At 58.5% G+C, this 23,189-nt stretch carries 19 protein-coding genes; 7 read left to right on the top strand and 12 right to left on the bottom strand.

Translation table 11 applies throughout. The features are described 5' to 3' along the window. Positions 1–14: 14 nt before the first annotated feature. Together HA399_RS09410 and speB are read right to left on the bottom strand one after the other, a co-directional pair. Complete coding sequence (locus tag HA399_RS09410; RefSeq protein WP_216060727.1) at positions 15–1,331, bottom strand: YjiH family protein; 1,317 nt, start codon at positions 1,329–1,331, stop codon at positions 15–17. Positions 1,332–1,671: 340 nt separating this feature from the next. Continuing rightward, on the bottom strand, positions 1,672–2,622 hold the full coding sequence (gene speB / locus HA399_RS09405; RefSeq protein ID WP_054556970.1) for an agmatinase: 951 nt from the start codon (positions 2,620–2,622) through the stop codon (positions 1,672–1,674). A 413-nt stretch (positions 2,623–3,035) separates the two neighbouring features. Here speB and HA399_RS09400 point away from each other — a divergent pair, with 413 nt between their 5' ends. From HA399_RS09400 to HA399_RS09385, 4 genes are all read left to right on the top strand, one after another. Next, complete coding sequence (locus tag HA399_RS09400; RefSeq protein WP_404324770.1) at positions 3,036–4,703, top strand: sigma-54 interaction domain-containing protein; 1,668 nt, start codon at positions 3,036–3,038, stop codon at positions 4,701–4,703. Positions 4,704–4,713: 10 nt separating this feature from the next. Then, positions 4,714–5,292, top strand: coding sequence for a hypothetical protein (locus tag HA399_RS09395; protein WP_404324769.1), 579 nt, complete (start codon positions 4,714–4,716; stop codon positions 5,290–5,292). A gap of 30 nt (positions 5,293–5,322) precedes the next feature. Further along, a complete protein-coding gene (locus tag HA399_RS09390; protein ID WP_404324768.1) occupies positions 5,323–6,666 on the top strand; it encodes a hypothetical protein in 1,344 nt (447 codons plus the stop codon). Positions 6,667–6,876: 210 nt separating this feature from the next. Then, complete coding sequence (locus HA399_RS09385; RefSeq protein ID WP_404324767.1) at positions 6,877–7,677, top strand: hypothetical protein; 801 nt, start codon at positions 6,877–6,879, stop codon at positions 7,675–7,677. Positions 7,678–7,866: 189 nt separating this feature from the next. On the opposite strand, the gene HA399_RS09380 is transcribed toward HA399_RS09385, so the two are convergent. Further along, positions 7,867–8,961, bottom strand: a complete 1,095-nt coding sequence (locus HA399_RS09380; RefSeq protein ID WP_404324766.1) for a hypothetical protein — start codon at positions 8,959–8,961, stop codon at positions 7,867–7,869. Between the two features lie 159 nt (positions 8,962–9,120). Here HA399_RS09380 and HA399_RS09375 point away from each other — a divergent pair, with 159 nt between their 5' ends. Both HA399_RS09375 and HA399_RS09370 read left to right on the top strand, forming a co-directional pair. Then, a complete protein-coding gene (locus HA399_RS09375) occupies positions 9,121–9,627 on the top strand; it encodes an OsmC family protein (RefSeq protein WP_404324765.1) in 507 nt (168 codons plus the stop codon). Positions 9,628–10,100: 473 nt separating this feature from the next. Further along, a complete protein-coding gene (locus HA399_RS09370; RefSeq protein WP_404324764.1) occupies positions 10,101–10,352 on the top strand; it encodes a hypothetical protein in 252 nt (83 codons plus the stop codon). Between the two features lie 152 nt (positions 10,353–10,504). Here HA399_RS09370 and HA399_RS09365 read toward each other — a convergent pair whose 3' ends face one another. The 5 genes from HA399_RS09365 to HA399_RS09345 all read right to left on the bottom strand — a co-directional run bounded on the left by HA399_RS09365 (position 10,505) and on the right by HA399_RS09345 (position 16,052). Continuing rightward, a complete protein-coding gene (locus HA399_RS09365; RefSeq protein ID WP_404324763.1) occupies positions 10,505–11,173 on the bottom strand; it encodes an RraA family protein in 669 nt (222 codons plus the stop codon). Between the two features lie 22 nt (positions 11,174–11,195). Then, complete coding sequence (locus HA399_RS09360; protein WP_054556964.1) at positions 11,196–12,500, bottom strand: TRAP transporter large permease subunit; 1,305 nt, start codon at positions 12,498–12,500, stop codon at positions 11,196–11,198. A gap of 3 nt (positions 12,501–12,503) precedes the next feature. After that, positions 12,504–13,013: a TRAP transporter small permease gene (locus HA399_RS09355; protein WP_052384734.1), complete on the bottom strand. Its 510-nt coding sequence runs from the start codon at positions 13,011–13,013 to the stop codon at positions 12,504–12,506. 10 nt (positions 13,014–13,023) lie between these two features. Further along, positions 13,024–14,013, bottom strand: coding sequence for a TRAP transporter substrate-binding protein DctP (gene dctP, locus HA399_RS09350; RefSeq protein WP_192838901.1), 990 nt, complete (start codon positions 14,011–14,013; stop codon positions 13,024–13,026). 611 nt (positions 14,014–14,624) lie between these two features. Further along, complete coding sequence (locus HA399_RS09345) at positions 14,625–16,052, bottom strand: sodium:solute symporter (protein ID WP_404324762.1); 1,428 nt, start codon at positions 16,050–16,052, stop codon at positions 14,625–14,627. 187 nt (positions 16,053–16,239) lie between these two features. On the opposite strand from HA399_RS09345, the gene HA399_RS09340 reads away from it, so the two are divergent. Next, positions 16,240–17,322: a LysR family transcriptional regulator gene (locus HA399_RS09340; RefSeq protein ID WP_404324761.1), complete on the top strand. Its 1,083-nt coding sequence runs from the start codon at positions 16,240–16,242 to the stop codon at positions 17,320–17,322. A 153-nt stretch (positions 17,323–17,475) separates the two neighbouring features. Here the strand turns inward: HA399_RS09340 and HA399_RS09335 are convergent, their stop codons facing one another. The 4 genes from HA399_RS09335 to HA399_RS09320 form a co-directional block, all read right to left on the bottom strand. Continuing rightward, a complete protein-coding gene (locus tag HA399_RS09335) occupies positions 17,476–18,996 on the bottom strand; it encodes an aldehyde dehydrogenase (RefSeq protein WP_404324760.1) in 1,521 nt (506 codons plus the stop codon). Continuing rightward, complete coding sequence (locus HA399_RS09330) at positions 18,993–20,363, bottom strand: Zn-dependent hydrolase (RefSeq protein ID WP_404324759.1); 1,371 nt, start codon at positions 20,361–20,363, stop codon at positions 18,993–18,995. The genes HA399_RS09335 and HA399_RS09330 overlap by 4 nt, the downstream gene beginning before the upstream one ends. Positions 20,364–20,503: 140 nt before the next feature. Further along, positions 20,504–22,231 (bottom strand): thiamine pyrophosphate-binding protein, encoded by a 1,728-nt coding sequence (locus tag HA399_RS09325; protein WP_404324758.1) that lies wholly within the window; start codon positions 22,229–22,231, stop codon positions 20,504–20,506. Positions 22,232–22,385: 154 nt separating this feature from the next. Then, entirely contained in the window at positions 22,386–23,189 is an 804-nt protein-coding gene (locus HA399_RS09320) for an aldolase/citrate lyase family protein (protein ID WP_404324757.1), read from the bottom strand.

Below are 23,189 nucleotides of genomic sequence, written 5' to 3'. Positions count from 1 at the left end.
AGTGCCCGCTTGGCTCAGAACACGAACAGATGCGCGATACCGGCGATGATCGGCAGGGTGATCAGCGTGCGCAGTACGAAGATGGCTACCAGTTCCCAGATCTTGAGCGGAATCTTCGACTTGAGCAGCAGGGCGCCGATCTCGGACATGTAGATCAACTGGGTCAGCGACAGGCAGGCGATCACGAAGCGGGTCAGTTCGCTGTCGATGTCCTTGGCCAGCACCGCCGGCAGGAACATGTCGGCGAAGCCGACCAGCGTCGCCGGGGCTGCCTCTGCCGCGTGGGGAATCTGCAGCAGTTCCAGCAGCGGAATCATCGGGTAGGAGAGCCAGGTGAACACCGGCGTGAACTCGGCCAGCATCAGCGCCACGGTGCCGATGGCGATCACCACCGGCAGCAGGCCGAGGAAGATGTCCGCCACGTTGAAGCCGGCCGATTTCACCAGCTTGAGCGGGCCCGGCGCATGCTCGGCGCGCGCGACCGCCATGCCCAGTGAGTAGCGCAGCACGCCACAGTCGCTCTGGTTCTCTTCACTGATCTGACAGCCGACCGGCTCATGATAATCATCACGCTTGCGCGACAGCGGCGGCAGACGCGGCACGATGACGGCGGCGATCAGGCCCGCGATGACGACGGTCAGGTAGAAGGGCACGAACAGGTGATTGATGTTCATGAAGCTGGTGACCAGCAACGCGAAGGCGATCGAGACCACCGAGAAGTTGGTGGCGATTACCGCCGCTTCGCGCTTGCTGTAGAAGCCCTGCTCGTACTGCTGGGTGGTGATCAGCACGCCGACGGTGCCGGAACCCATCCACGAGGCGGTGGCATCGATGGCGCTGCGCCCGGGCAGATTGAAGATGGCGCGGAACGGGCGGCGCACCAGGCTGCCGATGAATTCCATGAAGCCGAAGTCGACCAGCAGTGGCAGCAGAATGGCCGCGAAGAAGAAGAAGGTCAGCAGCACCGGCGCGAGATCATTGAGCATCACGCCGCCGGTGAAGGCCGCGGTGACCTGGGTCGGCCCCCACTGGAAGTAGGTCATCAACGCGAAGATGGCGCCGAGGGCGCGCATGGCGAACCATACCGGCGAGACGTCGAACAGCTCGTGCGCCGAGCCCTGGCGTGCCCAGGCCGGCTTGGCGAGCTTGACGAAGCCGGTGAGGATCACCGACAGACACAGCACCGCGACGGCGATGGCGGGCAAGGCGCTGCCGAGCGTGGCCTTGAGCCAATCGGCCATCAGGCCCATGCCGATGTTGATGGTGTCGCCGACACTGAACGGCACCAGGAAGAAGCTGACGCCGAGCAGTGACGGCACCAGGAATTTCATCAGTCCCCTGGCCGTGAGCGGCACGGGGCGGGTGGCGATGAGGTCTTTCTGCGCCTTGTGTGGCTTGGCGGTTTCAGGCTGTTCAGCACCTGAGCCAGAACTTGATACGGAACTTGAGACAGAGTCAGAAATAGCGCGGTGCGGCGTATGGTCCGCCGCGGAGTCGATGCTGGTTGTCATTCGGGTCACCTAGATCTTGTTGTAATGGTCAGGCTCTAGCCGAGCATTGTGTGATGCATCATGCCGTATCGTCTCGGGTGATTCTGTGTGCGCCGAGGGCGGGACGGGCCCCCGGCGCGGGTACAGCAGGACAGCGGGTCATTCGTGGGTCGTTCGTGGATCAGTCGCGCTGTTGCACGCCCGGCAGTACACACAGCATCTCGTAGAGCAGGGTCGCGCCCATCAACGCGGTGTTGCCGCTGGTGTCGTAGGGTGGGGAGACTTCCATCAGGTCACCGCCGACGATGTTGAGGCCACGCGCGCCGCGCACGATTTCCATGCCCTGCGGCATGGTCAGGCCGCCGGCTTCCACGGTGCCGGTGCCGGGGGCGACGGAGGGGTCCAGGCCATCGATGTCGAAGGTGATGTACACCGGACGGTCGCCCATCATGTCGCGCACTTCGGCCATCAGCGGGGCGAGTGACTTGAACCAGCACATCTCGGCGGTCTCGACACGGAAGCCCTGCTGGCGGCACCAGTCGAAGTCATCGGCGGAGTAGCCGGTGCCACGCAGGCCGATCTGCACCACGCGATTGCTGTCGAGCAGGCCTTCTTCCTGGGCGCGGCGAATCGGCGTGCCGTGGGCGATGGGCTCGCCGAACATGTGGTCGTTGACGTCGGCGTGGGCATCGATGTGGATCAGGCCGACCGGTCCGTGCTTCTTGGCGATGGCGCGCAGCACCGGCAGGGTGACGGTGTGATCGCCGCCCAGTGTCAGCGGCACGCAGTCGTGGCGCAGCACCTCATCGTAGAACTGCTCGATGATGTCCATGCTCTTGGGCAGGTGGAAGGTATTGATCGGCACATCGCCGATGTCCGCCACCTGCAGGCTGTCGAAGGGCGCGGCGCGGGTGGCCATGTTGTAGGGGCGCAGCATGCGCGATTCATCGCGGATCTGACGCGGGCCGAGACGTGCGCCCGGACGGTTGGAGGTACCGATGTCCAGCGGAATGCCGATGAAGGCGGCGTCCAGGCCTTCCGCGGTTTCCTGAGCCGGCAGACGCATCATGGTGGCCGGGCCGCCGAAACGTGGCATGTCGTTGCCGCCCAGCGGCTGATTGAACTCGCTCATCTGTCTCTCCAGAGTCTTGAGTCGCTCGCGCTAGCGTGACGGCGAGCGGGGTATTGTGATTGTTCGCCTGATCGGCTGGCCGGACAGTGTCATGAAAGCCGGCGATCTTCCTTGGCGCATACCCCAGCATTGCAGTAACCATGCCAATTATTAGTCTATTGATTTTATTGAGTTTTATTTGAGGGTGGTGGCTGAGTGATTCATTTCTGGATCACTCGTGTGCCATTAATGATTCAAAAATGGATCGCTGATTCATTTGTGGATCACATTCGGGCATCATCGAGAGTGTCTTCAGCGCCGTGCGAGAAAGACCTGCTGGAAAGACCTGCTGGAAAGAAGCGATAGAAAGAAGCAGTAGAAAGACCTGCTATAAAGCCCGCCCGATTCACAGGCTCGACCATGAGGTGCCCGCCATGTCAGAGCTCGACCGTCAGATTCTCAAGACCATCATCGACACCGCTCACGATCACTACTTCGTGGTCAATGCGGATGGCCAGGTGATGGATGTCAGTCCCGGCGCCGCGGCGGTCTATGGCATGACCCGCGAGGAGTTATGTACCGCCAACGTGCATGAGCTGGAAGCCAGCGGCGTGCTCAAGCCCTCCATCAGCCTGAAGGTGCTGCGCACGGGGCGCACGCTGCAGATGATGCAGCTCACCGCCACCGGGCGGCGGGTGGTGGCACAGGCGCATCCGGTATTCGTCGCGGGCAAGCTCGAGTGCGTGGTCAGCCGCTCGATGGATCTCACCGATATCCAGCTGTTGCAGCAGGAATACGCGGTGCTCCAGCAGCGCTTCAGTGATCACCTGCGTCGTAACTCGCGCGGCGGTGAGCTGGGTGGCGTCAGTCAGGCAGAGGGTGATTGGGCAATGGCGGGGGCAGGGCAATCAGTCCACGACACTGAGCAATATGCACAGAGCCAGGTTGAACAGCGGCAACGTGAACAATCAGCACGAGAGCAGGCCGAGTGCGAAGACGCCGCGCTGGAGCTGGGTGAGCTGCAGGTCAGAAGCCCGGTGATGCGCGAGATAGCGCTGCTGCTCAAGCGGGTCGCGCCCACCAACGCCACGGTATTGATGCTGGGCGAATCCGGGGTCGGCAAGACGGCCTTCGCCCATCAACTGCATCGCTGGAGCCAACGCGCCGACGGCCCCTTCATCGAGGTGAACTGCGGCGCCATCCCCGAGAGCCTGTTCGAGTCCGAGATGTTCGGCTATCAGGCCGGTGCCTTCACCGGCGCGGGCAACCGTGGCAAGGCGGGCCTGATGGAGCAGGCCGAAGGCGGCACCCTGTTCCTCGATGAGATCGGTGAGCTGCCGCTGGCCACCCAGACCAAGCTGCTCAAAGTGATTCAGGACGGGATGATCACCCGCCTGGGCGACACCACCACCCGCCGCGCCGACTTCCGCCTGGTCGTCGCTACCAATCAAGACCTCGCCGCCCGCGTGGAGCAGGGCCAGTTCCGCCTCGACCTCTACTACCGCATCAATGTGCTCCCCGTCAGCCTGCCGCCGCTGCGTGAACGCCGCGAAGACATTCCCGCCCTGATCGAGCAACACCTCTCCCGCCTCAATCAACGTCACGGTCGCCGCAAACTTCTCGACGCCTCGTTATGGCCCATCCTCATGCGCCAGGACTGGCTCGGCAATATCCGCGAACTGGAAAACTGGCTGGAACGCGCCTGGCTCAGCGCCCCCAGTGATGTCATCGACAGCGACTCAGTGAAAGCCCTGATCAACACTTGTTCCACGAATAACGCTAATGGACTAGGCAATTCATTTGGCTTCAGTAATGACAAATCTAATAACATGGGCGTTACTGAAAGTTTTACCACTGCCAATACCTTACATAGTCATAATTCCCTCTCAGAGCCTGCCGCTGAGGGGGCGGTAGCCATGCCAACCCCCAAGCTCGGCCCCAACGAAACCCTCAAGGAAGGCCTGGCACGCATCGAAGCACAATGGCTACGCGAGATGGCTGCTGAGTTGCCCAGCACCTATGCGATAGCCAAGAGGGCAGGGATTAGCCAGCCTTCAGTAGTGAGGAAGTTAAAATATATTAATTTAACCGGTGTCGATTGATGGGGTTTCTATGTCTCAGGAAAAAGAAATAAATTTAAGAGCTGTAAAGTACACGAGGACTATTTATGAGCATAATTCTCTAGAGGCTATAGCGATAAATCAATTAGAAAATGCAAAATCTGAAAAAGAAGGATATAGATTCAGATGGATAATTCCGTCAATGGCCTTTTCAGTATTCAGAGTGGAAGCACTATGTAATATATATGGAAGTCAATTGTTCCAGCATTGGAAACATTTTGAGTCTATGTCATTGATTGGCAAAGTTACAATGATAAGTGAGTTTTTAGAGATTAAGGTTGATTTTTCTGAGGAGCCTTGGCAATCCCTAGCTACAATGGTTAAATTCAGAAATACATTAGTTCATGCTAAACCTAGAAAAGCTTCAAAAAATTATAATATTGATAAAAAGTTTGTTCATATATTACCTCAGTTTCCTGATTCTGATAAAACTATCATGTCATTTTCATCTATTAGTAATGCGGAGAAGTTTGAGAAGTCAGCTACTAATTTAGAGATGTTATGGCTTAGTTATACTAGTAATAGTAAATATAAGGTGGATACTATAGGTCGGCCTAAAGTCTCTGAGTGATCATGAATCTAGATAAAACGTGAGGTTATAATGGTTGAAGATTTTGATGATTTGAAAAAAGAAAGTTATCGTTGGAACTGTTTTTCAAAAATAGATACTGAAGGGGTGTTTAGTTTATCTTCCTTTACCATTGGTTTGGAGAATATTGAGCTTAGAGATATAGAAAGTATAGATTACGAAGGCATTTACCTTAACCTTCATGAAGAGATTTCTAGTGATGATTATTTTAAGGCAAAAAGATTATTGCCGCTTATAATTCATGAGTTCACTCACTTTATAGACGCTACATCTACATTGTGGGGCGCCAAGCATATGACATTGATTAACGATGGCTATGCTGCAACTCAAGGAAGGGAAGGTGATCTATATAAATGCAAGCTTCTATTCGATCACTTTAAGCGCTTAAGTTTTCCTGACTATTACAACGTGGTCAATAAGAGTAATGGCACGAGTATATCTTGGAAATGGTCGCTAACATGTGGTCGTGAATTTGGACACCACGGAAAAATTACGGATAAGCCGATACTATTTGTTCGGTTTCTAACATTGTCTGATAATGAAATCGTAAGAAAGCCATTGTCTATTCTTTCTCTTTTAGAAACGACTGCTATGGCTCAAGAGTTTAATGCAAAGTCTCGCCTAATAAACCAGCTTAGAGAAGGTAGAGAAGCAGAGGCAGCGATACTTGAACGAGAAACTCTTGAATATATTTATGACCCGGAATTAACTGAGTATTCAGTATGTACTCATCTTCTTGCAAATACGCAGGGCTGCGAGGATGTAGGTGTATCCTTAAAATCGGCTGCGATGTTGGCACGAATAGTTCTTAATGCTCCAGATAGCGTCTTTACGAGGATGAGATCTAATTTAAGTGTATATATTAAAAAATTCCGCTTAAGAAATGATGATGAGGTTGTTCGTGAGTTGAAGAGATCTCTCAAAAATCTCAATTACGGTGCATTATATTACTTATTAGTTATTCTGTTACCAAAAGGCAGTGTTAGCAGCGCTCGAGCTATGCAAGATGGTATAAAGCTATCTATGAAGTCTTATGGTATAGATATTAATGATTATTTCAGGAATTCGGATGATCAGTTTTATAAGTTAAATGATGCTCTAATGAATAGTAATATGCCATCTATCGTCCGATTGTCAGTTGCTGGAAGAAAAAATCATGGAGTTATAAATAAATACGTTGATTCACTTCCTATGAATACTCTCCATTTACCTTCGGTATACTTAGGGGATCTCAATCAACATAACTTTTTTCCGTTAGAAGATAGTGTGTTCAAAGACTATAATGTTGACATTATGTTTGATGAGCTTTCTGTTAAGAATAAATTTATTACCGATTTTGGTGACGGTTGCCTATAAATTTTGATTTTTGCTATAGAACAGTTGTTTAAGGGAGCAGCGAATAAGACCCGTCTTAGCAAGAAAGATGGGATAGATGTGGAGATTCTGCTATTAGCTGACAGAGCTAGTCTATAGAGAATACCTAGTAGAGCATAAGGCTAATTGATTTAAATATAATTCTGATGACCGAAAGATAGTAAGTTATTGGTTTGATTTTATAGGAGGATAGTGATTATGGACGTTAATAGTAAAGTTGCTAGTTTGGTGTTAAGAAGTGAAGAAATAGATAAGCAGATGAAAAAATTATATCTGATAAAACATGTGTTAGTCGTGACTTTTGTTTTATTATCTTTAGTGGCCGCGTTTTTGATTATTAATCCGGAAAAGCTAAATATATTCTATTTGGGAGAAAAAGACATTCGTTCTTGGCCTGTTATTACTATATATCCGATTATACTTGCGTATCTTTCCATGCCTCTTATCGGTTTTATTTTTAATAGGTCAGAGATAGCTTTAAAAAAATATGAATCAGAGAAACTGAAATATGATATAGATACACTTGTCTTAGAGACCACTAAGGATGAAAAAAATGCAGAAAGATCCTATCGGTATAATAATATAATTCTTCAAAAATACTATGGGTTAAATTTAACTAATAACCTATGGATGCTTATAATTGGTTCGGCTTGTGTGTTTTCAGGTTTTTTAGTTATCATTATGATAATTTACCTAATTGTTTTTTCTAGTATAAGTATCGAGTCCCAAACTGTTATAGCTTTGTTAGGAGCAATAGGCACCTTCCTTGCTACATATGTAGGGAGAGTTTTTTTAAAAATGCACGGAGCAGCTTCAGGTCACTTGGGGAACTTTCATTCAAGGCTAGTTAAAACTGATCAAATTCTCCTTTCAAGTGTGGTTGCCTCAAGGATAAAAGATGAACAGTTACGTGAAAAAACACTTGCCGAGCTTGCTATAAAAGTTTCTGATCATAATTATAGGTCTGAGCAATACTCTGTTAATGAAGTGTAATTCGATAGCCGTTACAAAGAGAATAGCAAGCTAGATATATTGTTTTTATTTTCTTGCGCATGATTAACCTAATTATAAGTTATTAGAGAAATAAATTGAACTTCTATTAATTATTGATAGATAAATATCATTGTTTTTAATTAAGGTCGTAGGGCTGAATTTTTACGATATAGGATAAGTCTATAAACGCTAGCTGTTTTCCATCACCACCAGACTCCCCATCACCCCTTCACATAGTGGCTTGATCTCGCTGAATCCGTCATCGACGGTGAGGTCTGTCTTGGCTTTGGCGTAGGTGGTGCCGTCGGCGGTGGGGTGGTAGCTGGTGCAGTGCAAGCGGATCAGCTTGTCGTCGAGGAAGAGGCCGTATTCGCGGGTCTGCGAGGTGATGGGCATGCCCTGGTGTCGCTGTGTCATGGCGATATCGAACCAGTAGACCTGACGGTGATCCACTCGGGTCAGGCCTGAGTCGAGCATCCGACTGTTGATGGGCGCCCATTGCGCCAGTTGGTCCGTGGCGGCCATTACCTTGAGCTGCGCGTCACTGACGGTGTCGCCATGCAGATCATAGATCTCGAGGATGATCATGTCGGTGCCGGTACCCGCCTGGCTCTGCCATTTCTGCACGATATGCGGCAGGCGGCCCTCGGCGGCAGACCACGAGGCGGGCAGGTGCAGTGCCAGGTTGATGCCCAGCGACTTGGCGTGGCCCTTGGTGTGGAATTCCTGAAAATAGCCGTCGTACAGCTCGTATACCGGCTCGATCTGATACTTGGTCGCCAGCAAAAATTCCTTGAACGGCGAGGGCAGGTATTCCCCCTGGGCGCGCAGATGAATGGCCTCGATGAAGCGGGCCGCGAAGTCGCTGGTCAGCTTGTCGGTGGTAAGCTGCGAATCCAGCTCCTTCTTTATCTGACGGCGGATGCCCTCCAGCACTTCACGTGCGTGGTCCTTGCCCATCAGGGTGGCGAGGTTTTCCGCCAGACGATGGGTGATATTCGGGAAGGCATTCTTGAAGTAGGCGGAGGCCAGTTCCGCATCCGGCGCGAGGCCAGGATACTCATCGGCGATGCGTGACAGGGTGATGTCCTGGGCGATGACGAAGCCGTAGGTACTGCTCAGCGTATTGATGACCTTGGGCGTGGGGCGAAACTGTGCGGCTTCGGCGCGTGCCGAGGCACCGGGGGTAATACATAAGCCCAGGCTCAGGCCCAGTCCGAGCGTCAGGGCGGCGGCAGCCAGCCCGGGAATTGCCCCAAAGGAGCGTGTTACGGCAAACGCCATGCGTGACATCCTGTCAGAGTGCGATCGATTCAATCCTATCATCGGCCTACGGTGACTTCTTGCGTGCTGACGCTGTTCAGATGCCTAATCAGGCAGAAGTATCAGACTGCGCGTCATGCGGCGCACGCGGTTTCCCTTGTGAGAGAGCAGCAGACAACGATGTCCAGACGACACCAGTATTCGGTTGAACTTGAGTGGACCGGCAATCGCGGCGATGGCACCCGCCATTACACCGCCTATGAGCGTGATTTCGTGGCCCGTGTCAGTGGCAAGCCGAGTCTTGAAGGCTCCGCCGACCCCGCCTTTCGGGGCGACGCTGGCCGCTGGAATCCGGAAGACATGCTGGTGGCCTCGGTCTCGGCCTGCCACAAGCTGTGGTATCTGCACCTGTGTGCTGAGGCCGGCATTCGTGTCATGAGCTATCACGACCGCGCCGAGGGCACGATGCAGGAAGGCGCGCCCGCCGCCGATGACAAGACTCAGGCTGAGAGCCAGGGCGAGGCGGGGCGCTTCACCTCCATCGTGCTGCGCCCCGAGATCACGCTGGCCGCCGGTGACGATATCGCGCTCGCCCATGAGCTGCACCACCGAGCGCATGCGCTGTGCTTCATCGCCAATTCGCTGAATTTTCCGGTCAGCTGTGAGGCGATGATCACCCATCAGTGATGGGCAGCCCTCAGCCCGCGTCGGACTGACCGTGTCCGACCGACCGTGTCAGACTGACCGTGTCAGAACCCAAAAGGCCACCAGAGCAATCTGGTGGCCTTTTTTGGTTTCTGCGCTCTGTTTCTAGCATTCTTGTGCGCAGGATGAGGTAGAAGTCCCATTTCATGGGGCCTTCAGAAGATACGTACGTACGTACTTCATTATTTAAATAAATAATGAACGAAACAATGATGGCAACAGTTTTTTATTCATTTACATCCTGTTGTAAACTTTTCGTTATGTGTTTTTGCGGTTAGGCGAGCATACTAAAATGCGCAAATGTACATAATAAATATTTATGGTTAAAATTCCTTGATTTGCTTCGTTTGAGCTGTTTAGATGATGCCGCTTCAGTAAGTAATCCACATGACTATTTCTGTTGAAGGGGTGTAGGTTTGGTTAGAAAATACGTTACGAGTGATGAAAGAGTTGATATGGTAAAAAGGAAAGAGCGAGGGGACAGTCTTCTGTCGATAGCCCAAGCTACGGGCTATGGTGTGTCAACTGTTGAAAAACACTTAAAAAAAGCCGGAATGGAAAATTTGCATTTAAATCTTGAGCAAAGCACTGAGCTAGAGCTCAAAAAAGCCAAAGAGTTAATTAAGAAGCTCAAGGAAAGAATCGCTGAGCTTGAAAAAGATTTGAGTGGTTATAAGATAGTGCTAAAAGCAGAATTTGGGAAGTGAGATAGCTCACGCCTAGAGGTCAAGTGTTGGATGTTTTCCTGTAGCCCAATGCTGCCTTAACTAAAAAGGCCACCAGAGCAATCTGGTGGCCTTTTTGGGTTTCAGCGTCTTTCCAAAGAATCAGCGTCTCGCGGGCGAATCAGAAGGGTGGATCAGCCGCGTGCATTCACTTCCTCGATCAGCTTGCTGGAGCCGGTGAGGTCCGGCAGGCAGGCGCCGTCGGCGATCTTCGCCAGCAGCACTTCTTCGGCTTCTTGCACCTCGATGGCGTGGCTGGCGATGGCCGAGACTTCCTCGGGCGCCATGACGATGATGCCGCTTTCATCGGCGAGGATGGCATCGCCCGGATTGACGATGACACCGCCGATGCTGACCGGCACATTGAGCGCGCCGCCGATACCGGCGAAGCGGGTGGTCAGCGAGGCGACACCGCGACTCCAGACCGGGAACTGCTTGTCGCGAATGGTCAGCGCATCGGTGGCCATGCCATCGATCACCACGCCTGCCACGCCGAGGCGCGAGGCGACTTCCGTCATCACGCCGCCCCAGCAGGCGCGGTGGCGATCGCCCTGACGATGCACGATCAGCACATCGCCCGGACGCACCAGGCGCATCAGGTGGTTGAGCAGGGTGCCGTCTTCCGGCGGCAGCGAGACGGTGACGGCGGTACCGGCGATGCGCACCTCGGGCAGCATGCTGGCAATCGCCGGTTCGACGAAGCCGCGGGTGTGGAAGTGGCCGATGGTGGCCGTCTCGCACTGGCGGAGCTGTTCCAGCCGTTCAGGCGCGACCTGCGCTGGCATGTCATTGAGTTGGTACATGGAAGTCTCTCGTCGTGGTCGGTCAGATCAGGCTGGGCAGGAAGGTCGTCAGCCACGGGGCCCAGTAGAGCATCAGCATCGCGAACAGGAAGCAGATGACGATCGGCCAGGCCGCGGCGTAGATGGTCTGCATCGGCGTCGCCGGGGCGGCGCCTTTCACCGCGAACAGGTTGTAGCCGAAGGGCGGGGTCAGACTGCCCACCGAGATGTTGATCAAGAACAGTGTCCAGAACCACACCGGATCAAAGCCATACAGCTTGACCAGCGGCGCGTAGATGGGAATCACCACCATCATGAAGGCGATCTGGTCGATGAACATGCAGGCGATCAGCGGAATCAGCATCAGGATCAGCAGCATCCACACCGGGTCGAGGTCCAGCCCGGTCACGCTGCTCACCAGACCGCTGGTGGCGCCGGTGAAGCTCAACAGCTGCGAGAACAGCTTCGAACACGCCAGGATCAGGATGATCATGGTGCTGACCTTGAGCGAGGACATCACCGCCTCGCCGGCCATCTTGAACGAGAACTTGCGGTAGTAGGCCGCGACCACCAGCGAGCCCAGCACGCCGGTAGCGGCAGATTCGGACGGCGTGGCGATGCCGAGCAGAATCAGGCCGAGCACGGCGAAGATGATGATGGTGAACGGCAGCATGTTGATCACGGCGCGGCGCTTTTCCTGGGCCGTGCCGCCACCGCTTTCATCGACGGGCGGCGCGCGGCGCGGGTCCAGCGTAATGCGTACCTTCACATAGAGGATGAACAGTGCGGCCAGCAGGATGCCGGGCAGGATACCCGCGATCAGAAGGCGTGCGATGGAGACATCCACCATCGAGCCGATGATGATCACCAACAGACTCGGCGGGATGATCGGCGCGAGACTCGCCCCGCCCAGAATCAGGCCGATGGAGAGCCTGTCGTCATAGCCGCGCTCCTGCATGGTCGGCAGCGCCGAGCGGCTGAGCATGGCGGTCACGGCCAGTGCCGAGCCGGACAGGGCACCGAACAGCGTCGAGAGGGCGACGACGAAGAAGTAGAGGCGACCCTTCATGCGGCCCATCAGGGCATCCAGCGAGTCGAAGATCACATCGATGGAGCCGGAGCGGAACAGCAGCTCCCCCATCAGCACGAACAGCGCGATGGTGGTCAGCGTCTCCGAGGTCATGCTGTCGTAGACACTGTTGGCGAACATGCCGAAACCGGCGGTGCCCATCAACCACAGCGTGCCGAGCACGTTGATGGTCAGGAAGGCGGCGAAGACGGGAATGCCTAGGGCGAACAGGCCCATCAGCAAGGCGATGGCCAGGCCCAGAGAGGTATACCATTCCATGACTCAGGGTCCTTTTCTGGCGGCGGTAGCCGGGGGCGTCGCGCGGGTGAAGGCGTGGCGCAGGAAGTACAGGGCGGCGCTGATCATCGCGTAGGCGATGAAGCTGGAGACCCAGTACTTGGGAATGTCGAGGCCCATGGCGGTGGTGGTGTGGTAGTTGAACTGACGCAGGCTTTCCTGCACGCAGATCCAACCGGCCACGGCGCAGACGGCGCCGGTCACCAGGGCGAGGAGACGATCATAGAAGGCGCGCGCGGCAGGGCCGAGGCGCTCCGGCAGCACGGTGATGGCGATATGGCCATGGGTGCGTGCCAGTTCCGGCGTTGCCAGCGAAATCGAGAGGCATAGCAGGTAAGCCACCATCGCGCCGGACCACAGGGTGGGAGAGTTGAAGAAGTAGCGCGCGATGACTTCCAGCCAGAAGCACAGGACGATGCCACACAAGGTGACACCGCCCAGAAGGAAGCCTGCTCGCGTCACGCCGTCATGCACACGTGCAAGCAGGGTTAGCATGGTGGATTCCTTACTCGCTGACGGTGGTCAGGTTCTTCTCGATCGCCAGTTCACGCATGGCGGTCACCGTGTCCGGGGTCTTGTCGATGCCCAGCTGCCAGATACCGTCGGTGACGAGGGCATCCAGACGCTCGGCGTCTTCCGGTGCGAATTCGGTGGCCTGCATGCCGGCTTCGTCCAGCGCCTTCCACTCTTCGACTGCCAGCTCATCCAGGATCGGGACGATTTCGGTTTCCAGCTCACGCCCTTCGTCGAGCAGCACTTGCTGCTGTTCCGGCGACAGGGTGTTGAAGGCGTTCAGGTTCATCAGCACGAAGTTGTAGGTCTGACCGAAGGTCGGCTTGGAGTAGTAACCGGCGACTTCCTGCCAGCCCATGTCCTTGACGCCATTCAGGCCCCAGGCCGCGCCGTCGATCACGCCACGGTCCATCGCGGAATAGACATCGCCACTGGACATCAGCACCGGCGTACCGCCCAGGCCCTTGGTGACGTTGGTATAGGTGGGGCTGCCGCGCAGACGACGGCCATCCAGACCCGGCGTACCGGTGATCGGCTCCTTCAGCACGTACTGGAAGCCGTGGCTGCCCAGCGGCGGAATCGCGATCAGCTTGAGGCCCAGGCCGTTGTAGTGCTCATCGACCATGTCCCACAGGCCGGATTCACGCGTCTGTTCCGGATTCACCGCCACGCCATCCATCGCGGCGCCGACGCCGGTGGTGTTGGTGTGATAAGCGGCGTGGGTATACAGCAGCTGGAAGACACCGGCCGCGACAGGCTGCAGCTGCTCGAAGGGCGGCACCACATCCGGGCCGGTCAGCTTGATGGTGAGGTCGGCGGCCTTGTTGGCTTCGACTTCCTTGATGAAGCGCTGGGCAATCTCGCGGGAGTAGGCAGTGGTCTGGTCGTAACTGGACAGCATGCGCAATTCGGTGGCCATGGACTGGGTGGCCGGGAGGAGAGCGAGCAGCGGGAGCAACAGAGCGGGCTTGAGGGTTTTCATAGCAGTATCCACGTTATCGTTATTGTGAGCGGGGCAGTGCATGCGGGACCTCTCGTGACCATGATGCTGCGTCCGGGAGATGCATGCGGTACCTGTCCCTGCTTCTTGTTGTGATGGTACGCCTTCAATCTATGAGGCCCTCCCTTCGCGGTCAACGAATCATCAGCCTTTTGGGCTTTCAAATTTCAATACGCAGTATTTGCCAAATTTATGTAAGAAAATATGTGTGTATTGTGCGGTGACAACATGCGGGGATTGCGATGAGAAATTGGCCGATTGATGGCAGAACAGCCAGGCAATTCATCGCAAGGATAGCGGGCAGTCGTTCACGAAAAACCTGCCTGAAGCCATCTGCTCGATCAGCAGAATAGCCATCAGAGTGGCTATCAGAATGGCTATCAGAGTGGCGAGCAGGAAACCCGCAGAGCGATGGATCCTGAACACGGGAAAGCCCCCGTTGCCGATGTTCTCAAGAGGTCATCGGCAACGGGGGCTTTCGGGTAGTGCATCACTGCCTGAGACGCACTGAGCGCAACTTTTCTCTCAGTCAGTCAGCTCGGCCAGTCAGCGCGCTGGGCCATTGCGATAGGCCAGCGGGCCGAGAAGTCGCCTCAGCGCGTGGCGGACTCGGTCGAGAGGCTCAGGCTCGGCTTGCGCAGCGCCAGCGGCATCAGTGCCAGCGAGACCGGCAGGCCGATCATCACCGGGTGCAGGCCGAAGGGATGGCCCAGCACCTGCCACAGCACGGCGGTGGCCAGCCCGCCCCACATCATGATCACCCCGCCACGCGGGTCTGGCGTGCGACGGCACAGCGCGACCACCGTCGGCACCAGCACACCGCAGACCAGCATCGCGCTGCCGAGAATCCAGATATCGAGCAGACGCGGTGCGTAGAGCGCCAGACCCAGCGAAATCAAGGACATGGCGACCACCGAGTGACGGCTCATGCGCAGCATGAAGGCATCATCGCGGCCCTTCATGCGCGGCTTGATGATGTCGTTGGCGATGGAGGACGCACCGGCGATGAAGAACGAATCGGCGCACGAGATGATGGTCGCCAGCAGCACGACGACCATGCTGACCATCAGCGGCAACGGCAGAGTGGCCTTGATGATGGCGTAGAAGGACAGGTCCGGATTGGCGACCGCGATATCCAGTCCCAGCTTGGCGAAGGCGCCGATCATGACCACGGCACCGCCGACCAGCAGCGTGAAGACGATGGCGACGGCGTAGCCGGTGCGTGCCGCCTTGAGGCTGCGCGCGGCCCAGAAGCGCTGCCACAGGTCCTGGCGCACGAACTGATAGGCGCCGATGGTCAGCATGTAGACCGCCAGTTCATGCCCGGATATGCCGGTCAGGCTCAGGAAGTCAGGGTTGCCTTCGGGCATCGGTGCCGCGCTGATGAATTCCCAGCTGCCGCTGGCGTAGTAGACGGTGACCAGCAGGAAGAAGATGCCCAGGGTCTGCAGGGTGCCGAGGATGGCGTCTGACCAGATGACCGCCATCAGGCCGCCCAGCCATGTCTTGGCGGTCAGCAGTGCCCAAGTCAGCAGGATGCCCACCGGCAGTGCCAGGCCGAACACCAGCTTGAGCACCGTGGCCACGGCCACGAACTGCATGCCGGTGATGGCCGCGTAGGCACACAGGATGCTGAGCAGGGTCGGCACCCTGACGCCTTCGCCAAAGCGACTGACCAGGAAGTCGGCCAGGGTCACCATGTTGAGGCGCTCGCCCTCGGCGTGGATCTTGCCGATGAAGAAGTACAGCGCAATGCCTGCGAAGGTCATGCCCACCGGCAGCCACAGCTGGCCCATGCCGAAGGTGTAGCCTTTGGAGACGAAGCCCAGCAGGGTAGAACCGCCGACGGCGGTACCGATCAGCGTACAGATCAGCGGGAAGGTCGAGGTGGAACGGCCTGCGACATTGTAATCATCATAGGTCTTGATGCGACGGAAGAAATAGAGCGAAAGCCCCATCAGAAATACGCCACATGCTATGATCATGATCGAGAGAATGAAGGTTTCTCGGGTATCGAACATCGTCGTGTTTTCCGCTTTATTGATATTGTATTGATCGTCATTAGTGTCTTGAGCGAGGGGGAATATATCACTCGAGGGCAGACGTTGGTGACGCGGTGCTGACTTTATTACCATCTGGCGTACCACCGAGAGTGCATTTCATTGCGCTCTTGCCGGTCGCGCCACTTTCGGGACAGGAACAATCGCCATGCGACCCATACATGACACGCTGGACTGGAACCTGCTGAGAACATTCATCGTCATCGTCCAGGAGGAAAGCGTCAGTCGGGCCGCGGCGCGTCTCTACCTGTCACAGCCAGCGGTGAGTCTGTCACTCAAGCGCCTGGAAGAGCGCCTGGGGCAGCGTCTTATCGAACGGGACAGTCACAGTTTTCGCGTGACCGGGGCGGGGCAGGTGGTCTATCGCGAGGCGGTGGAGATCTACGCCAATGTGGCGCGTCTCGCCTCTGAGGTGGGCAATAGTCATACGGAGATTTCCGGACATGTCTCGCTCCTGTTCATCACCGGCATTGAATGCCGTTTCCTTGATAGCGTGTTCGCACGCTTTCACCGCTGTTTCCCCCAGGTCACCTTCTCGATCCAGGAAATGTCCAGTCACGAGGTGCAGCAGGGCCTGCTGCAGCGCCAGGGGGCCTTGGGTATCTGTCTGGCCCAGCAGACGCCTGAACAGCTGATGTCCCAGGTGCTGGCGCGCCAGAATTACCGCTACTTCTGTGGTCGCATGCATCCGTTGTTCGGTCAGCAGAACCTGCCGATGGATGCGCTGCGCAATGAACGCTATGTCTCCTTTGGCAGTGAGCAGCTCGATGGCGTGCTGTCACCGCTGGCGATGTTCCGTGCTCGCGAAGGCGTGCAGGGTCCGGTGATCGGTCAGTCCAGCAGCCTGCAGGAAATCCGCCGCATGGTGCTGGCCGGTTGGGGCATCGGCTGCATGCCCGAACACATCGTGCGCCGTGAAGTCGCGGAAGGAGAGTTGTGGCCCCTGCCGCCCTACGGTGGCGTGGCCGATATCGACCTGCACCTGATGTGGCACCGCGAGGCGCGTTTCAGTGCCGCCGAATCCACCTTCGTCAACTTCATGCACAACGCGCTGGCCAAGGTGCCGCTGGAAGAGCGTCTGCATCGCGGGCTGGAAATGCAGCCCGCCGCGGCCTCTGCCGCAGCCGACGGCGTGCCGGCCAGTCGCGACCCGCTTGCCGCCGTGCATGCTGATCTTGATGCTGAACGGCCTGATTCCGGTGAGGGCGAGGGCGCGGCCGAGACTCACTAGACCGAACCTCAGTTTCCATCCCCTTTTCTCAAGCGCCTTCTCGAGACTCTTCTCAAGCGCTTCCCAACGTCATTTCTCGACTACCACCATCGACACCGCTGCCATCCTGCAACATCGGATGACAGCGGTGCCGTGGGTGGGTCGTCACTGGCCTCAGTAGGCGAGATTGATCCAGGTGGTCTTCAGGTCGGAGTACTTGTCCAGCGCGTGCAGCGACTTGTCACGCCCGAAACCGGACTGCTTGACGCCACCGAAGGGCACGCTGATGTCGCCATCGGCGTAGCAGTTGACCCACACCAGACCCGCCTTGAGGCGCCGCGAGACACGATGGGCACGCGCCAGGTCGCGGGTCCACAGACCAGCACCCAGACCGTAGATGGAATCATTGGCCAGTTCGATGGCCTCTTCCTCGCCGCGGAAGCGGGTCACGCCGAGTACCGGGCCGAAGATTTCCTCGCGCATCACGGTGCTGTTCTGGCCGCCTTCCACGATGGTCGGCTCCAGATACCAGCCGCCGGCGGTGGCATCGCTGGGCGCGATCGCCTGGCCGCCCTGGTGCAGCGTCATGCCTTCCGAGAGCGCCGTCTCGACGAAGCCGAGCACCTTCTCGTGGTGGTCCGCGCTGACCAGTGCGCCCATGCGCGTGGCCGGGTCGAGCGGGTCACCGGCCGGCATGGCGCGGGCGCAGGCGATCAGGCGCGGCATGAAGTCATCGAAGATGGCCTCATCGACATACAGGCGCGAACCGGCGATGCAGACTTCGCCCTGATTGATGAAGATGGCATCGGCGGCGGCACGTGCGGCCTGGTCCAGGTCCGGGCAATCGGCGAACACGATATGCGGCGACTTGCCGCCACACTCCAGCCACACACGCTTGAGGTTGGAGTCGCTGGCATAGCGCATGAAGCGCTTGCCGGTCGCGGTGGAGCCGGTGAAGGCCAGCGCATCGACTTCCATGTGCAGGCCGAGCGCCTGACCCGCCACCGCGCCCAAGCCCGGCGTGACGTTGAACACGCCCGCCGGAATGCCGGCTTCATCGGCCAGTGCCGCCAGACGCAGCGCACTCAGGCTTGAGGCTTCGGCCGGCTTGAGCACCACGCTGTTGCCCAGCGCCAGCGCCGGCGCGAACTTCCAGGAAGCGATCATCAGCGGGAAGTTCCACGGCACCACCGCCGCGACCACGCCCAGCGCTTCACGGGTGATGGTGGCGTGCACGTTCTCGCCGGTGGGCGCGATCTCGTCGTAATGCTTGTCGATGGCCTCGGCGTACCAGGCTACCGAGCGCGCGGTTTCCGCCAGATCAAAGCCCAGGCTGTCGCCGATCGGCTTGCCCATTTCCAGCGTCTGCAGCAGCGCCAGTTCTTCGGCATTGTCGCTGATCAACTGGGCAAAGCGCTGCAGCACGGCCTTGCGGGCCTGGGGGGACTGACGCGACCAGACACCGGATTCGAAGGCGCGACGCGCGGCCATCACGGCGCGGTCGATGTCCTGCTCGGTGCAGGCGGTGATATGCGCCAGTACTTCGCCGGTGGCCGGATTGTAGGCCGGGAAGGTGTCGCAGCCGGTGCTTTCGGTATAGGCGCCATCAATGAAGGCACGCGTCTCGAAGGTCAGCGCGGCGGCGCGTTGCTGCCAGTCGGCATGCGTCAGCGGGGCGGATGTGGCAGTGCTCATTGGGCGTTCTCCGCGGTGTTGTGGGTCGCATTGGCGTCGTCAGTGTTGGTGCTGACGATGCCGGCACGCTTGAGCATCGCCAGCAGCAGGACGTTGGCGCCATCCTCGAGATCGGACGGTTCGGCGTTCTCGCTCTCGTTGTGGCTGATGCCGTCTTCGCAGGGCACGAAGATCATCGCCACCGGATTGATGCCGGCGATCTGCACGGCGTCGTGACCGGCGCCGGTTTCCATGTCGCGGTAGCTGAGTTCCAGCTCTTGACTTGCGCTGCGCACCATCTCGATCAGTTCCGGCGCGAAGGGCGTCGGCGGAATGTGCTGGACCTCGATCAGCTCGATGTCCACGCGTTGCCTGCCGCTCTGGTTGGCGGCGTGATGCTTGAGGCACAGCGCCTTGAGCTGGTCGTGCATCTCGGCGAGCACCGCCGGTTCCAGGTGACGCAGGTCGACGCTGAAGCGCACCTGGCCCGGAATCACGTTGCGCGAGTTGGGATGCACATTGAATTCGCCGCAGGTGACGCGACCGTTGGGCTGGTAGGCATCGGCCAGCGTCAGGATGTCACTGACCAGCGCGCAGGCGGTCTTGAGCGCATCGCGGCGGTAGGGCATCGGCGTCGGGCCGGCGTGGGCTTCCTGACCGCTGACCACCACGTCGAACCAGTGCAGACCCAGCGAGCCGGTGACGGCGCCGATGGTGATCTCTTCCTGCTCCAGCACCGGGCCCTGCTCGATATGCGCCTCGAAATAGGCGCCGAAATCATGGCTGCCCACCGGCACGTCGCCGGCATAGCCGGTGCGCGCCAGTGACGCGGCAACGCTGTCGCCGTCACGGTCGGTGGCGGCCAGGGCCTTCTCGAGCGGGATCAAGCCAGCATGCACGCCGGACCCCATCATCACCGGCACGAAGCGGCTGCCTTCCTCGTTGGTCCAGATCACCACTTCCAGCGGGGCTTCGGTCTCGATGCCGCGCTCATCCAGCACGCGCATGACTTCCAGGCCGGCCAGCACGCCGTAGCAACCGTCGAACTTGCCGCCGGTGGGCTGGGTGTCGATGTGGCTGCCGGTGGCGACCGGCGGCAGGCTGTCATTGCGGCCCGGGCGACGGGCGAAGATGTTGCCGATCTCGTCGACGCGCAGTGTCAGGCCCGCGGCCTCGAGCCAGCCGGTGACCAGCTCGCGGCCGGCGCGGTCTTCTTCGGTCAGGGCCAGACGGCAGTTGCCGCCCTTGGGCGTCGCGCCGATCTCGGCCAATGTCATCAGCGCGTCCCACAGGCGCTTGCCATCGACGCGCAGGGCGAGGCTATCCAGAATCAGCTGGGTCTGTGCGGCGTTGGCAGAGGGAGCTGAAGGGGTAGTGGTAGTGGACATGTTGTTGTATGACTCCTGTCGTCGCGCTCTGGCGGCATGGTTCAACTGTTCTGACGGTTCAACTGTTCTGACTGGCGACCTTCCCGCCTTCGGGCGACGGGAAGGTCGTCCGAAGGCGGGAAGGAGCGCCTCCCTGTGACTTACTCGGCCGCGTTGCGCGTGAGGGCATCTTCACGGATGCCGCTCAGCAGCTTGCCCGGGGCGATGCCGTCCGGGTCATAGCGCAGCTCGATCAGGGCCGGCAGACGCTCGCGGTCGGCGAATTCCAGGGCGCGCTTGAAGCTTCCCTCGAAGTCCTCGTCCTTCTCCACCACCTGACCCAGGCCGCCGTAGGCGGTGACCAGCGCGGCGAAGTCCGGGTTGGTGAAGGTCAGCGCGATCTCGCGGCCCGGGAAGTCGTTTTCCTGGTGGGCGCGGATGGTGCCCCACATGCCGTTGTTGAACACCAGCACCACGACGCCGAGGCGGTACTGCAGTGCCACGCCCAGTTCCTGCAGGTTCATCTGGAAGCAGCCATCACCGGCGTAGCAGACGGCGGGGCGTTCCGGGAATTCCAGCTTGCTGGAGATGGCGGCGGGCAGGCCGTACCCCATGGAACCGACGGTCGGGGCCAGCGAGCTACCCAGGCCACGGAAGCGCACGTAGCGGTGTGCGTAGAGCGCGTAGTTGCCGGCGCCGACGCTGATGCAGCCCTTGCCATCCAGAATGCGGTCGACGGTCAGGCTGACCTTGTCCAGGCTCAGCGGGCCCGGCGACGGCTGCTCTTCCAGCGTGGCCAGATAGGCGGCGCGCGCCTCGCGGGTAATGCCGGACCAGCGCGGCGCGCTATCCGGGGACAGGGTGGAGAGCGCCAGTGCGAAGCCGTTGACGTCGGTATTGATGGCCAGCGTCGGCTGATAGACGCGGCCCAGCTCTTCCGGGTCTGCGTAGATGTGCACCAGCTTCTGGGTCGGCACCGGCGACTGGATCCAGCTGTAGCCTTCGCTGGTGGCTTCGCCGATACGGGTACCGACGGCGATCACCAGATCACTCTCGACCAGCTGCTGACGCAGCGCGTCATGCATGCCCATGCCGACGTGACCGGCGAATTGCGGCAGTTCGGCATCGACGCACTCCAGACGGCGCCAGGCGACACCGGTGGGGATATCGAAACGCTCGGCGAAGCCTTCCAGCGCGACCTGGGCATCGCGGGTCCAGCCACTGCCGCCGACCAGCAGGAAGGGGCGCTCGGCAGTCGCGAGCAGGCTCTTGAGCTCATCGAGCTGCGGCTGACCCGGGTAGGTGGCCAGACGCGGGTGCGGCTTGACGTCCGCGACCTGGGCTTCGCCCCACAGGGTGTCTTCGGGCAGTGCCAGCACCACCGGCCCCGGACGGCCACTGCGCGCCACCTGATAGGCACGCGCGATGTATTCCGGAATGCGCGAGGTGTCGTCGATCTGCGCGACCCACTTGGTCATCTCGCCGAACATGCGGCGGTAATCGATTTCCTGGAAGGCTTCGCGCTCGATGAAGTCGCCCCCGACCTGACCGATGAACAGGATCATCGGCGTGGAATCCTGATAGGCGGTGTGCACGGCGATGGAGGCGTTGGTGGCGCCCGGGCCACGGGTGACGAAGCACACGCCGGGCTCGTTGGTCAGCTTGCCGTAGGCTTCGGCCATGTAGCCTGCGCCACTTTCCTGGCGGCAGACAATGGGCTCGATGGCGCCTTTGTGCTCATTGAGCGCATCGATGCACGGCAGATAGCTTTCGCCCGGCACCAGGAAGACACGCTTGGTGCCGTGCAGACGGATCTGGTCGACGAGGATCTGTCCGCCATTGCGCAGCGGCAGAGTGGAAGCGGAGGAAGTGTTCGCGGCCTGAGTCATGGGAGTGCTCTCGTTGTTGTTGAGAAATCAGTGTTGAGAATTCGGATGTTGAGAAATCGGATGTTGAGAAATCGGATGTTGAGAAATCGGTGTTGAGACGTCGGTACTCTTGACGCGGTAATGAATTCGGTGCGGCGCTCAGCAGGGCAGCGGCTCAGGTCTGAGGCGCGGTGCTGTCGACGGGCATCAGGTCAGCGCCGCGAGCGGGCATGAGGTCATACAGCGCCTCGAGCTGTTCGGGGTAGATGACGCAACGTGCCTGCAGCCCCTGCTGATTGGCCCAGTGCTGGTCGGTGCCCAGCCCGTGCTTCCAGCGCCACGGGCCATCGATGGCCAGTCGGCGATGGGTCTTGCAGGCCCGCGCCAGCCGCTGACGCCACGGCTTGAGCGTCTCGGTGATGGTGGCGGCGGGCTGGTCGGGCATCAGGCCCAGATCCGTGGCCAGGTCCCCGGTACCGATCAGCGCTCCCAGCAGGCGTGGCGTGTCATCGCCCGCGGCGAGCAGTTCCTCGGCGGCCAGCAGTCCGGCCTGGCTTTCCAGCGTCGCGACGCTCTTCAGACTGCCCCGTGGCAGGCCATGCAGGGCTTCCTGCTCGGCGAGGGCGTCATCCAGCGCGGCCAGCTGGGCGCGTTGCTCGACGGCGGGCAGGAAGATGGCGGCGGGCGTGCCAGTGGGATCGCCCAGGGTGGTGCTGATCAGCTCTGCCAGCTCTTCGCGACCGCCGTGCTCCAGCAGGTTGAGGCGCACGGACGGCCACACCTTCAGGGCACGGGCGCGTCTGGCGAAGTCGGCGAAGCGACTGATGGCAAGCTTGCGTCCGGCGGCCGGGGTGAACTCTTCGAGATCGACCACGATGGCATCGGCGCCACTGGTGAGGGCGGCCTGCAGACGGGCGGCATCGTCACCCGGCACGAACAGCCAGCGCTGGGGAAGCTTGTGGTCCATGGCGGTGGTCAT

Origin of the sequence: Cobetia sp. UIB-001, assembly GCF_044789135.1 — a bacterium.
Classification (GTDB): domain Bacteria; phylum Pseudomonadota; class Gammaproteobacteria; order Pseudomonadales; family Halomonadaceae; genus Cobetia; species Cobetia amphilecti.
Note: the sequence above shows the minus strand (reverse complement) of the source record. Positions and strands in the feature narration are given on the sequence as shown.